The sequence below is a fragment of the Nonomuraea sp. NPDC050478 genome, from assembly GCF_044458265.1.
GTDB classification, from domain to species: Bacteria; Actinomycetota; Actinomycetes; order Streptosporangiales; family Streptosporangiaceae; genus Nonomuraea; species Nonomuraea ferruginea.
On sequence record NZ_JBITHT010000003.1, the window covers coordinates 515,158 to 528,351 of the forward strand.

Genomic DNA, 13,194 nt, shown 5'->3' on the forward strand with positions numbered 1-13,194 from the left:
TGATCTGGTGTTCCAGGGGAGGATTCGGGTGGGTGCGCTACGGCTCGTCGGCTGGCTGGTGCTCGCTGCGCTGGCGCCCGGCGCCGCCCACCTGAAGGCGGGGTGGCGCAGGACGGGCCTGACGCTGCTCAGCGTGTACGCCGCCGCCCTGCTCGGGCTCCTCGCCCTCTGGCTGACCACCGACCTGGGCTCCCTGGCCGGGGTGCTCGTCGACGACACCTCGCTGGTGCTGGGCACCTTCGCCGCGGGCCTGCTGGGCATCGCGTGGTTCACCCTGATCGTGCACTCGTTCACGGTGCTGCGGCCCGGCCTGCTGCGCCAGGCCGAGCAGATCGTCACCGGGGCGCTCGCCGGGCTGCTCGCCGTCGCGGTGCTCACGCCGTTCGCGCTGGTCACGCAGTACGCGTGGACGGGCCGGGAGACGATCAACCACATCTTCAAGAACCCCGGGACGGACCCCCAGGCCGACGGCGACCGGCCGGTGCCGGCCGAGGACCCGTGGGCCGGCCGGGAGCGGGTGAACATCCTGCTGCTGGGCGGCGACGCCGACGACCACCGGCCGGGCGTCCGCACCGACAGCATGCACCTGGCCAGCGTGGACGTGAAGACGGGCAACACGGTCCTGTTCAGCCTGCCGCGCAACCTGGAGAACGTGCGGTTCAAGCCGGGCACGCCGATGGCCGAGCGCTTCCCCGACGGCTTCCGCCTGCCGGCCGACGCCGCCGGCGGCCGCAGCGACCTGCTCAACAGCGTCTGGGAGTACTCCGACGCGCACCCGGAGATCTTCGGCGGCAAGCGTGACCAGGGCCCCGGGGTCCTGATGGAGACCATCGGCCACACGCTGGGGCTGGAGGTCGACTGGTACGCGCTGGTCAACATGTGGGGGTTCGCCCGGCTGATCGACGCGATCGGCGGCGTCACCATCACCGTCGAGCAGGACGTGGTCTTCGGCAAGTACAACGAGGGCCTGGTGAAGGCCGGCACGCGCAGGCTGAAGGGCGCGGACGCCATGTGGTACGCCCGCTCCCGCACCAACAGCGACGACTACACCCGGATGGGCCGCCAGCGATGCGTGATCAGCGCGCTGCTCCACCAGGCGGACCCGGCGACGGTGCTCTCCAGGTTCACCGCGATCGCCGGGGCGACCGAGGATCTGGTCGAGACCGACATCCCCCGCGACATGCTGACCCATCTGGTGCCGCTCGCGCTGAAGGCACAGGACGCGAAGGCGACCAGCGTCCAGTTCGTGCCGCCGCTGATCAAGACGTACGACCCCGACTGGCGGGAGATCCGCAAGCTCGTCCGCAAGGCGCTCCGCGAATCCACCGGCGCCGCGCCGGTCGCGGCCTCGGCCACCCCCGAGGCCAGTTCCGAGGCCACCCCCGAGGCCACCCCGGACGCCACCCCCGAGGCCACCTCTGCGGCCACCCTCGCGGCCACCGCCACGCCGTCGCCCTCGAAGACGCCGAAGAAGACCGCGGACCCTGACGAGAGCTCCGCCACGGACCTCTCGGCGGGCTGCGGCAAGGCCTAGCGCCCGCTCGACCGAATCCGGCTCAGCCGGTGAAGGTGAAGTAGTCCTTCGCCAGGCGGCGCAGCCGGGTCTCGTCGACGGTGTGGCCGAGGCCGGGCTGGGTGAACGGGACGGCGATGACGCCCGCGTTCGCGCCCACGACCGGGGTGACGATCTGGTTGTTGCGCGGCGGCTGCGTCACGTCGCACGGCAGCGTGCAGCCCGGCAGGCTGCCGACGGCGACGGTGGCCGCCCTGGCCAGCCCGGCGCCCTGACCGCCCGCGCACTGGATGTCCCACCCGGCCGCGACCGCGCGGTCATGGGCGCGGCGGGTCTCGCTGATCGACGGGAAGGCGGACGGCCGCAGCAGCAGCACCCTGGCCGCGCGCAGCGTCAGGTAGTCGTCGAGGTCGGCGGTGCGGTGGACCTCGACCGCGACCGAGGCGCTCACCTGGTCCTGCAGGTCGGCGTGCGCGTACACGTCGCCGGCCGGGAAGGGGCGCTCGATCACCTCCAGCCCGTAGGAGTCGAGCGCGACGAGCTGGCCGCCGTCGGTGTAGGCGTTGCCGCAGTCGACGGCGAGCGTGAGCGCGGGGTAGGCGGCGCGCACGGCCCGGACCGGCTCGACGTCCCAGCCGGGCCGCACGTCGAGCGTCACGTGGCCGTAGCCGGCGCACACCTGCTGGTTGACCCGCGTCACCAGGCTCTCTATCGACAGGTCGGGGGTGAGCCGCACGGTCGCCATCAGCGAGGTGCGGGTGCCGCCGATCGCGTCGGCGAGCGGCACGCCGCGCATCCGGGTCCACAGGTCCCAGCAGGCCATGTCGACGGCCGGGTCACCGCTGGGCACGCTGTCGGGGTGTTCCCAGTCGACGCCGATGAGCACCGCCCCGAGCGTCTCCTCCAGCCTGGACCAGGACTTGGGCGCGGGGCTGACGGCCTCGCCCCAGCCGGTCATGCCGCCGTAGTCGGTCAGCTTCACCAGCAGGCACTCCGTGCGCCTGCCGTAGGGCAGCACGACACGAAGCACCTCCAGCTCCCGCACTCGCGGCATGAGCCCCCCTCTTATGACGCGGCCTCCTCCAGTGTGCCTGCCCCGGCGGGGTGGACGAAACGGGGGGCCACCCACGCGGCGCCGAGGGCGAGCACGACGGTGAAGGCGAGTCCCACGAGGTAGCCCTGCCCGGTGGCGGTGAACAGGGCGCCGCTAACGGCGACGGCGACCACGGTGAACACCGACTCGCCGACCCCGAGCGCCGCCGCGTTGCCGCCCTCCTCGCCCTTCGCCGACATCTCCAGGACCAGCACCGACACCGTGGGGTGGAGCATGCCGATGCCCAGCCCGGAGATCGCCATCGCGACGTGCGCGAGCCCGATCGGGACCGCGTCGACGAGGACGAGCGAGACCAGCGAGATGCCGGCCGCGATCATGAGGGCGCCGCCGCGCAGGGCGGTCATGTTGCCGATCGTGCCGCGGCCCTTGATCCAGGAACCGGCGGACCAGCCGAGCGCGCCGACCGTCAGCACCACCCCCGCAGCGGCCAGCGACAAACCGCGCTCCTGGGTGAGCATGAGCGGGATCAGGACCTGGGCGGCCATGAGCGAGCCGTAGGCGAGACCGCGCAGCACGGGCCCGCTCGGCAGGCCGCGGGCGGCCCGGAGCGAACCGGCGGGCAGCAGCCGGGGCAGCGCGACGGCCAGCAGCGCGCCGCCCGCGGCCAGCAGCGGCACGCCGCCCAGCCCGAGCGCGCTGCCGTACTGGATGAGCGCGGCGGCGACGGCGGTGAGCGCGGCCCAGGCGAGCTTGCCGCCGATCGCCGGGGCGTCCGCCGCGCCGGCCCCGCCCGTGGCCCGGTCGCCACCGCCCCGCCAGAGCAGCAGTGCCGCGGGCACCACGATCAGGGACACGCCGTAGAAGATCCACCGCCAGCCGGCGTGCTCGGCCACCAGCCCGGCGATCGTCGGCCCCACCATCGAGGGCACCACCCACGCGGCCGAGAACAGGGCGAAGACCTTCGGGTGCAGCTCCGGCGGGTACACCCGGGCCACGAACACGTACAGCGCCACCTGGATCAGCCCGGCCCCGAGCCCCTGCACGAACCGGCCCGCGACGAGGACCTCCATGGTCGGCGCCGCGCCCGCGAGCAGCAGGCCCGCGACGAAGGCGGCCACCCCCGCGGCGATGGGCGGCATCGGCCCGCTCCTGTCGCTCCACCGCCCGCCGAGCACGGTGGCGATCACGCTCGCCGCCAGCGTGGCGCTGAAGGCCAGGTTGTACAGGTGCAGGCCGCCGAGCTCGCGGGCCACGACCGGCATCGCGGTGGTCACCGCCATCGCCTCGAAGGCCACCAGCATGATCAGCGCGACCAGCCCCACGCTGAGCCCGCGGTATCGGGAGGAGAGCACGCCGGGGGCGCGCTCCGCAGTCATCGTCATGATCCGTCAAGCTACGCGAACCGGCGGGCCGGCACATCGGGCGCAGGGCGTAGGCCGTCCGCCCTAGGGACCTGCCTGGCCGGGGCCGCCGAGGTTGCGTTCGGCCCACCGGCCGATGTCGCGGCGCTCGATCGCCGCGGCCATCAGATCGGGGAAGGCGTCGGGGGTGCAGGCGAACGCGGGCACGCCCATCGCCGCCAGCGCCGCCGCGTTCTCGTGGTCGTAGAACGGCGCGCCCTCGTCGGACAGGGCCAGCAGCACGATCACCTGGACGCCGGCCTGGGTCATCGCGGCCACCCGGCGCAGCATCTCCCGCCGGATGCCGCCCTCGTACAGGTCGCTGATCAGCACGAAGATCGAGTCGGCCGGCCGGGTGATGAGGCCCTGGCAGTAGGCGATGGCCCTGTTGATGTCGGTGCCGCCGCCGAGCTGGGTGCCGAACAGCAGCTCCACCGGGTCGTGCAGCTGGTCGGTCAGGTCGGCCACGGACGTGTCGAAGACCACCAGCGACGTCTTGAGCGAGCGCATCGAGGCCAGGACGGCGCCGAACACGCTGGAGTAGACCACCGAGGCCGCCATCGACCCGCTCTGGTCGATGGCCAGCACCACCTCGCGCTGGACCGCCCGCTGTCTGCGCGCGTAGCCGACGAGCCGCGACGGGACGACGGTCTCGCGCTCCGGCAGGTAGTTCTTCAGATTGGCGCGGATCGTGCGGTCCCAGTCGATGTCGGCCGCGCGCCTGGGGCGGTGGTTCCTGGCGCTGCGGTCGAGCGCGCCGGTGACGGCCGCCCTGGTCTTCTGGGCGAGCCGTCTCTCCAGCTCGGCCACCACCGCGCGGACCACCGCCCTGGCGGACTCGCGGGCCTGGTCGGGCATCACCCTGTTGAGCGACAGCAGCGTGCCCACCAGGTGGACGTCGGGCTCGACGGCGTCCAGCATCTCCGGCTCCAGGAGCAGGCGGGTGAGGTCGAGCCGCTCGATCGCGTCCTTCTGCATCACCTGGACGACCGTGGCGGGGAAGTAGGTCCTGATGTCGCCCAGCCAGCGGGCCACCCGTGGCGCCGACGCGCCCAGCCCGCCTTCGCGCCCGCCCGCCTTGCCGCCCCCGCCGCCCTGCCCGTAGAGGGCGGCCAGCGCCGCGTCCATCCCCGCGTCGGCGCCCCGCAGGCCGTGGCCGGTGCCGTCGGCGTCGCCGCCGCCGAGCACCAGCCGCCACCTGCGCAGCCGCTCGTCCTGGTCAGCCATGCGCACTCCCCAAGATCTCCAGCACGGTGCGCGCGGCCGCTCCCGCGCGCCGCTCGTCCAGCTCCGGCTCCGCGGCCTCCGCCGCGCGCCCGCCCTGCCGCACGCGCTCCCCCACCGCTCTCCTCTCGGGTACGGCGAAGCTGCCGAAGGTACGCCGCAGCAGGGGCAGCACCTCGACGAACTGCTCGGCGCCGAGCCCGGTGAGCCACTCGTCGACCAGCCCGAACAGGCGCGGATCGTGCACCAGCAGCAGGCCGCCGCCGGACAGGAACCCCTCGACCCAGGCGGCCGTCCTGGCGGGCGACTCGCCGCGCGACGCGGCCCTGGCCATCCGGTCGCCGGCGTCGTCGATCTCCCCGGCGTCGAGCAGGATCCGGGTCAGCCGTCCCTCGACCAGGCCGTGCAGATCCTGACGCCCGCACAGCCCGAGCAACGTGGCGAGCCACCGCTCACGCGGCGACGCCGCGCCGCCGCCGGGCTGCTCGGGCTCCCCCGCGTGATCCGGCCCGCCCGGCCCCTCGTCCAGCAGGCCCATGGCCGTGTGCACGGCGTCGACGTGGCCGAGCAGCCCGGCCGCCGCCTCGTCGTCCAGCCTGGTCACCGCGACGGGCAGGCCCACGCAGATCCGGTCGAGCATCGACCGCACGATCACCGTCAGCCCTTCGGCCGAGGTCCCGCGTACGTCGCCGTACCGGTGCGCGCGCACCATCGCCGGCAGCGCCGCCATCAGCCGGGTGACGTCGGTGTCGAGCGCCGCCTTGGCGGACAGCGCGGCCAGCACGTCGGGCAGCGCCTCGGGCAGGTCGGCCAGCAGGCACTGCTCCACCAGCCCGGTCAGCTCCGCCAGCGACACCCCGCCGGACCCACCGCCCTGCGACGCCCCGCCCGGCCCACCACCGGACCCGGGAGAACCCCCTGCCGTCCCACTGGGCCCCGGCGAGCCCTCGGGCATCGGTCCGGGAACTGGCGTGCCGGTGGCGCGGTCGCGGGCGTGGCGGGTCGCGGCGGTCGCGACCGTGGTGCCGAGAGCCGCCCGCTCGATCAGCGCCAGGTCGAACTCCGGCTCCCACCGCAGCCGCCACGTCTCCCTGAACGTGCCCTTGCCCCGCGCCTCCCCCGGCTCCCCCCAGCCGACCCCGAGCAGCCGCAGCCGGTGCAGCAGATGGCTGCGCGCCAGGTCGAGCGGCTTGCGCAGGTCGAGATCGAGCTCACGGTCGAGCGCCTCGGGCTTGAGCCGCACCTTGCGCTGCTGGTCGCGCAGGTCACGCTGGAGCGGCACCATCGGCGTGCCGTCGGTGACCAGCCCCAGCCGGTCGCCGACGACCAGCCGCCGGTGGATCAGCTCGACCGCCAGGTCGTCACCCTCGCACAGCACCGCCCGGGCCGCCTCGGTCACCTCGCCCAGCCCCGCCAGCGGCCGGCCGCGCAGCGCCGCCAGCCCGTGGGCGAGCCGCGACGCCTCGATCACGTGCGCCGGCGACACCGCCAGCCCTTCGTCGCGCAGCACCCCCGCCGCCCCGGTCAGCCACCGCTCGATCGGCCGGTCGGGGGCCGTGAACAGGTGGTCGTACCAGCCGGGCGAGGTGATGCCCGCCCCGTAGCCGCTCCACCAGGCCAGCCGCCCGTACGTCCACGGCACCCAGGTCAGCTCCGCCTTCACCCTGGGCATCCCGCGCAGCACCGCGTTGTCGTCCTTGACCGGCGGCAGCGGCCCGGACAGCGCGGGGACGTGCCAGGCCCCGCAGATCACGGCGATCCGCCCGTGCCCTTCCTTGATCGCCGCACGCAGGGTCTTGCGCATGTACGCCTCGCGCCTGGCCTCCCGCCCGGCCGGCACGTACCCTTCCCGGACGGCGGCCACGGCCTCGGCGATCACCTCGAACGGCGTGTCGCCCCGGTGCTCGACCACGTCCTCCCACCACCGCTCCGGGTCGTCGTATCCGGCGGCGTGGGCCAGCGCCCCGATGGGATCGAGCCGCGTCGACTCCTCCGCGGACTCCGGAGCGGGCTCGGCGGGCTCCGAGGGCTCCGCGAGGGTGTGGGCGGCGGGAAGGTCGCAGAAGCGGACCGGGACGCCCGCCCCGACCCCGTACAGGATCGCCTGCCATTCCGGGGAGAAGCGGGCGAACGGCCAGAAGGCGGCGCTGGACGCGCTGCCGGGGACGTGGGCCAGCAGCGCGACCGGCGGCTCCAGGTCAGGGGCGAGGCGGACGAGGGAGTCGGCCTCCGGCGGGCCCTCGACGAGGATGACGTCGGGGCGCAGGCGTTCGAGCTCGGCCCGGACGGCGCGGGCCGAGCCGGGGCCGTGGTGGCGGACGCCCAGGACGGAGACGCCGCTCATGAGACCTCGCGGCAGGCGCGGTAGAAGTCGCGCCAGTCGGACCGCTCGCGCACGACCGTCTCCAGGTACTCGCGCCACACCACCCGGTCGGACACCGGCTCCTGCACCACCGCGCCGACGATGCCGGCGGCCACGTCGGCGGGCCGCAGCACGCCGTCGCCGAAGTGGGCGGCCAGGGCGATGCCGCTGGTCAGCACCGAGATCGCCTCGGCGGTGGACAGCGTGGCGCTGGGCGACTTGACCTTGGTGCGGCCGTCCTCGGTCAGGCCGGCGCGCAGCTCGCGGAAGACGGTCACGACGCGGCGGATCTCCGACAGCGCGGTCGCCGTCTCGGGCAGCTCCAGCGAGCGGCCGAGCTGGGCGACGCGGCGGGCGACGATGTCGACCTCCTCCTCGGCCGTGGCGGGCACCGGCAGCACGACCGTGTTGAAGCGGCGGCGCAGCGCGCTGGACAGCTCGTTGACGCCGCGGTCGCGGTCGTTGGCGGTGGCGATGACGTTGAAGCCGCGCTCGGCCTGCACCTCGCGGTTGAGCTCCGGGATCGGCAGCGTCTTCTCCGACAGCACGGTGATCAGCGCGTCCTGCACGTCGGACGGCATGCGGGTGAGCTCCTCGACCCTGGCCACCCGCCCCTCGGCCATCGCCCGCATCACCGGGGACGGCGTCAGCGCGTCCAGGGACGGGCCCTCGGCCAGCAGCCGCGCGTAGTTCCACCCGTACCGGATGGCCTCCTCTGCGGTGCCGGCGGTGCCCTGGACGAGCAGCGTCGAGTCGCCGCTGACGGCGGCGGCGAGGTGCTCCGACAGCCAGGTCTTGGCCGTGCCGGGCACGCCGAGCAGCAGCAGCGCCCGGTCGGTCGCCAGGGTGGCGACGGCGACCTCGACGATGCGGCGGGCGCCGACGTACTTGGGGGTGACGCGGTCGCCGTCGCCGAGGATGTAGGTGGTGACCGCCCACGGCGAGAGCTTCCAGCCGGGCGGGCGCGCCCGGTCGTCCTCCTTGGCGAGCAGGGCCAGCTCGTCGGCGTACTGGTCTTCCGCGTGGGGACGCAGAACGGTCATGACAACTCCTTGAACATGTCGGCGCGGAAGCGCAGCGAGGCGGCCACCCGCTGGACGGCCGGCGCGGGCGAGTAGCTCTCGGCCAGCGGGGCCAGGCCGGGGTCGAGGCGTTCGCCGGCCAGCCGGACCAGCTCGTCGAGGTTCCACGGCTGGCTGGCGGCCACTTTGACGATCTTGTGCAGGACGGCCGAGGCGAGCGGCTCCCGCCAGTAGGGCGACACCCCGCCGAGCACCATGATCAGCTGGCTGTCGAGGTCGTGGCCCAGGGTGAACCCGGCGGCGAGCTCCTGCTGCTCGTCAGGGCCGAGCGCTTCCAGCAGGTCGGCGATCGGATCCCAGGCGAACATCGCCCGCGCCCACGCCGGGTCGCGCTGCAACACCGCGGCGCGCACCCAGCCGGCCTTCACCTCGCCGTCCCACTCGGGGATGCGGCGGGCGAGCAGGCTCTCCGGCGGCTCGCCCCACATCGTCAGCGGCGCGCGGGCGATCACCTGCTGCAGCCACCAGGCCCGCTCGCCGAACCCGCGCGGCGGCTTGGCCCTGATGCCGTCGCGCTCCATCACGCCGTCGCAACCCGCGGGCGGCTCGACGAGGATCGCGGCGGGCGTGACGGTCAGGCAGGCGCGGGCCCGTTCGGCCATCCGCCGCGACAGCCGGGACCCCGGCAGGCGGGTGAGCAGGTTGGCGGCCTCCTGGCGCACCTCGCGCCGCCGGTCGTCGAGCGCCGACTCCAGGAACGGCTCGTCGTCCATGGACAGCCCGTCGGCCAGCATCTCCGTGAACGCGGCCCGGTCGTCGGGCGTCTCGCGCTCCCACGTGGTCTCCAGCAGCCGCCGCGCCCCGGCGGGGTCCTGCTTCCTGAGCCGCCGCAGGTGGGCGCGCCGGTCCGCGGCGCTGCCCAGCTCCCACGTCTCGCCGGTCGGCTCGTCCAGGAGGTAGGCCCACGCGGGGTTGCGCGCGGCGAGCCACCGGCCGCGCCGTCCGGCGATCACCCCGAGGTGGGCGCGCACGGATCGGTCCCACCGGCCGCGTTCGAGCAGCTCGGGCAGCACGTAAGGCGGCACCCTGCGGCCCGTCGCGGCGGCGACGGCCAGCCATTCGGGCAGCAGCCTCTCGTGCTCGCCGCCCACGATGCGCGCCAGCCGCTCGGCGGCGCGCCTGCCGACCGGCTCCTGCTCCTCCCCGGGCGCGGCCTCCTCGCCCTCGGGCTCCACGGGCCGCCGCCCGGCGCGCCGCCGCACCGTCTCGACGGCGGCGGCGCCGAGCAGGTCTCCGGGGTACGGTCTGCGGTCGGTCCCGACGAGGGCCGTCGAGGCCAGCTCCTCCCAGTCGTTCGCCGTCGCCCGGAGTGCCGCCGAAGGGTCGCCGGTCTTCACAGGATCACCACCGTCCCGTCCTCGTCCCAGGTCGTCAGGGGGCGCAGGCCGCGCGGCGTCCACTCGGCGGCCACCGTCACCGGCCGCCCGCCGGACACGGCGAGCAGCCGCCACACCCCGCGCCACGAGGCCAGCAGCGGGAACCCGGCCAGCGTGGCCTCCCCCGGCACCACACCGGTCAGCACCAGCGGCCACGACTCGGTCCACGGGTCGGCGGCCAGCGCCGCGGCGACCTCCCCCATCGCGTCGTCGGCACTCATCCCCGGCACGACCCCGCCCGCTTCCGAAGAAGCCCCGTGCGCATCCCCCGCAGACGACCCCGTCTCGGCGCCCGATCCGCCCATCAGAGGCGCCTCTGAGGCGTCGGCGCGCACGCCCGTACGAGGAGAGCCGGCTCCCGAAAGGGACGGCGACGCATGCCCCGCGAGCGTTCCCGAAGGAGCCGAGGGCTGCGGCGCGTGTTCTGCGACGGCTTCCCGAAGGGCGGGTGGGTGGCGGTGGGCGACGAGGGCGCGGAGGGGGGCGGCGCCGGGGTAGAAGGCGAGGTCGGCGTCGATGGTGGTGCCCGTCACCAGGGAGGCGTCGAGGGGCTGGCCGGAGGGGGCGAAGGACAGGATGAGCGCGGCGCGGCCGGTCGAGCGGCCGCGCAGCCAGACGCGGCGGGCCGTGAGGCGGTCCTGCTCCTCGTCGCGCCGGCCGAGGACGTCCCACCGGTCGCGCACCACCGGACGGGCCAGCACCTCCTCCCGGGTCACCGGGAACCCGACCCGCATCAGCACCGTCTCGGCCAGCTCCGGGGGCAGCTCGGCACGCCTGCGGTAGGCGACCGCGAGGAGGTGGAGCAGGGCGTGCTCCTCCAGCAGCCGGCCCGGCCACTCGTCCTCGTCCCTGACCCGGGCGAGCCTGGTCACCATGCCCGCCGCCCCCGGCGCCTGGGCGTCGATGAGCCGTTTGGCCAGACCTTCCCAGTCGTGCGGCGCGGCCGTGGCCAGGCCCTGGCGGATCTGGTCGGCCAGCCACCGCTCCAGCTCCGCCAGCCCGGCCGCGACCCGCCCGTGCCGCAACGACTCGCCGTTGCGGGGCGGCGGGGACGGCGCGGCTTCGAGGCGGGCGGCCGAGCGGGCGGCGCGGGCCTCGCGCTGGGCCAGCCACTCCCCCGCCCACGCGGGCAGCCCGTCCGCATGCGGGACGCCGTCAGAGGACCACAGGAGCAGCAGCCCCAAGGCGTGCTTGCAGGGGAACTTGCGGCTCGGGCAGCTGCACCGGTAGGCGGGCTCGCCCAGGTCGACGCAGGCCTGGTAGGGCGTGGCGCCGCTGCCCTCGCACTCGCCGAACAGCACCTCGCCCGTCAGGCCGCGCACCGGCCACCTGCCCGGCGCGGCGACCCCCTGGGCGGCCTTCCGTGAGGACGCGTCGGGGGCGAGGGAGAGGACCTGATCACGGCTCCACCGTTCGATCACTCGCCGCACATTAGCCACGCCGACCGACATTCCGCGACCGTGCGAAGACGATCGACCGCGCCCCCGTAAAATCTGCCGGATGGAGCTGATGATCTATCCGGACGGGCCGGTGTTCGAGGTGGCCGGCGAGGAGGACGCGCTGGCGCGGGGGCTGGAGGGGCAGCTCGTGCTCGACGGGACGCGGTTCCTGCGGCGGGACGTGACCGGGGCGCCGGTGGGGTTCGAGCCGCGGCCGCCGGTCGCGCGGGCGCTCGACCTGCTGCCGCATCCTGAGGGCGGGTGGTTCAGGGAGACGTGGCGGGCCGGGGTGACGTTCCGGCCCGACGGGTACGAGGGCGCCCGCGCCTCCGCGACCGGAATCTACTTCCTGTTGCGGCCGGGCGAGGAGTCGGTGCCGCACATGGTGCGCTCCGACGAGGTGTGGCTGTGGCACCGGGGCGGTCCGCTGCGGCTGACGATCGGCGACGAGAGCGTGATCCTGGGGCCGGACGTCGAGCGCGGGCAGGTGCCGCAGGCCGTGGTGCCCGGCGGCGTGTGGCAGTCGGCCAGGCCCGCGGAAGGCCAGGAGGTCCTGGTCAGTTGCGTGGTGTCGCCGGGGTTCGACTTCGCCGACTTCACGGCGCTGCCGCCGGGCCGTCGGTGACCACCAGGTCGCGCGGCACCTGGCCGGCCGAGCCGAGGCCGCACAGGGTGAGCGCGTTGGCCAGTTCGGCGCGGAGCAGCGCCAGCACGTGAGCGACGCCGTCGGCGCCCGCCACCGACAGCCCCCACACCACGGGCCGGCCGATCGCGACGGCGCGGGCGCCCAGGGCGAGCGCCTTGACGACGTCGGTGCCGCGCCGCACGCCGCCGTCCAGCAGGACGGGCACGCGGCCGTCCACCGCGTCGGCGACCGCCGGGAGGCGGTCGATGGTGGCGGCGGCGGAGTCGAGCTGGCGTCCGCCGTGGTTGGACACGATGATCGCGTCGGCGCCGTGCGCGACCGCCAGGGCAGCGTCGGCCGGGTGCAGGATGCCTTTCAGGACGATCGGCAACGAGGTGGTCCTGCGCAGCCGGTCCACGTGCTCCCACGAGATCTCCGGTGAGAGCGTCACCTGCCGGATGTCACCGTCGCCGCCCAGGTTGGGGCACGACAGTCCCGCCGGCAGTTCCAGCAGCGCGCTCCTGGCCCGCTCCCCTGTCCGCAGCGCCGGTGAGTCGACGGTGATCACCAGCGCCCGGCATCCCGCCGCCTCCGCCCGCCGCACCAGGTGCTCGGTGTAGCCGGGGTCCGGCTGCAGGTAGAACTGGAACCAGAGCTCGGCGCCGGTGGCCGCCACCTCCTCCATCGCCACCGTCGACAGCATCGCGGTGATCATGATGCCCCCGGCCGCGGCGACCGCCCGCCCGGTGGCCAGCTCCCCTTCCGGGTGCGCCAGCCGGTGGAAGGCGGTGGGCGCCACCAGCACCGGCATCGACGCCGTCCGCCCCAGGATCGTGACGTCCAGCGCGGGCTCGCCGGCGCCGGTCAGCACCCGGGGCACCAGCATCAGCCGCCGGAACGCCGCCTCGTTGGCACGCAGCGTCACCTCGTCCTGGGCTCCGCCGGCGAAATAGTCGTAGAGATCGGGGTCTAATCTGTCCTTGGCCGCTTGCTCGTACTCGCGCAGGTTGACCGGATCCATGCGCTCAATGTGCCCGTACGATGCCGGGGCTGGCAATCGTGGCTTGCAGGACGTACGCTCCAGTAGCGCTGAGTCACATCGTTGACGCGCAGCGGCGA

Annotated in this window: 10 protein-coding genes; 2 read left to right on the top strand and 8 right to left on the bottom strand. The window is 74.8% G+C overall.

Features of this window, described 5'->3' with window-relative positions; all coding sequences use genetic code 11:
• Window positions 1-28: 28 nt before the first annotated feature.
• Entirely contained in the window at window positions 29-1,534 is a 1,506-nt protein-coding gene (locus ACIBF7_RS16815; RefSeq protein WP_261808431.1) for an LCP family protein, read from the top strand.
• 22 nt (window positions 1,535-1,556) lie between these two features.
• On the opposite strand, the gene ACIBF7_RS16820 is transcribed toward ACIBF7_RS16815, so the two are convergent.
• The 7 genes from ACIBF7_RS16820 to ACIBF7_RS16850 form a co-directional block, all read right to left on the bottom strand.
• Complete coding sequence (locus ACIBF7_RS16820; protein ID WP_187281060.1) at window positions 1,557-2,567, bottom strand: enolase C-terminal domain-like protein; 1,011 nt, start codon at window positions 2,565-2,567, stop codon at window positions 1,557-1,559.
• 11 nt (window positions 2,568-2,578) lie between these two features.
• Window positions 2,579-3,949, bottom strand: a complete 1,371-nt coding sequence (locus ACIBF7_RS16825) for an MFS transporter (RefSeq protein ID WP_261808430.1) — start codon at window positions 3,947-3,949, stop codon at window positions 2,579-2,581.
• Window positions 3,950-4,012: 63 nt separating this feature from the next.
• Entirely contained in the window at window positions 4,013-5,194 is a 1,182-nt protein-coding gene (locus ACIBF7_RS16830; RefSeq protein WP_148030536.1) for a VWA domain-containing protein, read from the bottom strand.
• Window positions 5,187-7,535, bottom strand: coding sequence for a DUF5682 family protein (locus tag ACIBF7_RS16835; protein WP_397197497.1), 2,349 nt, complete (start codon window positions 7,533-7,535; stop codon window positions 5,187-5,189). Before ACIBF7_RS16835 ends, ACIBF7_RS16830 begins: the two co-directional genes overlap by 8 nt.
• Window positions 7,532-8,596, bottom strand: coding sequence for an AAA family ATPase (locus tag ACIBF7_RS16840; RefSeq protein ID WP_148030534.1), 1,065 nt, complete (start codon window positions 8,594-8,596; stop codon window positions 7,532-7,534). The genes ACIBF7_RS16835 and ACIBF7_RS16840 overlap by 4 nt, the downstream gene beginning before the upstream one ends.
• On the bottom strand, window positions 8,593-9,972 hold the full coding sequence (locus ACIBF7_RS16845) for a DUF5691 domain-containing protein (RefSeq protein ID WP_261808429.1): 1,380 nt from the start codon (window positions 9,970-9,972) through the stop codon (window positions 8,593-8,595). Before ACIBF7_RS16845 ends, ACIBF7_RS16840 begins: the two co-directional genes overlap by 4 nt.
• Window positions 9,969-11,432, bottom strand: a complete 1,464-nt coding sequence (locus ACIBF7_RS16850; RefSeq protein WP_364232593.1) for an SWIM zinc finger family protein — start codon at window positions 11,430-11,432, stop codon at window positions 9,969-9,971. The genes ACIBF7_RS16845 and ACIBF7_RS16850 overlap by 4 nt, the downstream gene beginning before the upstream one ends.
• A 79-nt stretch (window positions 11,433-11,511) precedes the next feature.
• On the opposite strand from ACIBF7_RS16850, the gene ACIBF7_RS16855 reads away from it, so the two are divergent.
• Window positions 11,512-12,075 (top strand): cupin domain-containing protein, encoded by a 564-nt coding sequence (locus ACIBF7_RS16855; protein ID WP_364232596.1) that lies wholly within the window; start codon window positions 11,512-11,514, stop codon window positions 12,073-12,075.
• Here ACIBF7_RS16855 and ACIBF7_RS16860 read toward each other — a convergent pair.
• Complete coding sequence (locus tag ACIBF7_RS16860) at window positions 12,047-13,096, bottom strand: alpha-hydroxy acid oxidase (protein ID WP_345482527.1); 1,050 nt, start codon at window positions 13,094-13,096, stop codon at window positions 12,047-12,049. The two genes, ACIBF7_RS16855 and ACIBF7_RS16860, sit on opposite strands and share 29 nt — an antisense overlap.
• Window positions 13,097-13,194 lie beyond the last annotated feature (98 nt).

Bases quoted from the DNA above. Each gene is read 5' to 3' on its own strand.
- ACIBF7_RS16860 (WP_345482527.1), bottom strand. From the start codon at position 13,096: ATGGATCCGGTCAACCTGCGCGAGTACGAGCAAGCGGCCAAGGACAGA.
- ACIBF7_RS16820 (WP_187281060.1), bottom strand. From the start codon at position 2,567: ATGCCGCGAGTGCGGGAGCTGGAGGTGCTTCGTGTCGTGCTGCCCTAC.
- ACIBF7_RS16840 (WP_148030534.1), bottom strand. From the start codon at position 8,596: ATGACCGTTCTGCGTCCCCACGCGGAAGACCAGTACGCCGACGAGCTG.
- ACIBF7_RS16835 (WP_397197497.1), bottom strand. From the start codon at position 7,535: ATGAGCGGCGTCTCCGTCCTGGGCGTCCGCCACCACGGCCCCGGCTCG.
- ACIBF7_RS16825 (WP_261808430.1), bottom strand. From the start codon at position 3,949: ATGACGATGACTGCGGAGCGCGCCCCCGGCGTGCTCTCCTCCCGATAC.
- ACIBF7_RS16855 (WP_364232596.1), top strand. From the start codon at position 11,512: ATGGAGCTGATGATCTATCCGGACGGGCCGGTGTTCGAGGTGGCCGGC.
- ACIBF7_RS16830 (WP_148030536.1), bottom strand. From the start codon at position 5,194: ATGGCTGACCAGGACGAGCGGCTGCGCAGGTGGCGGCTGGTGCTCGGC.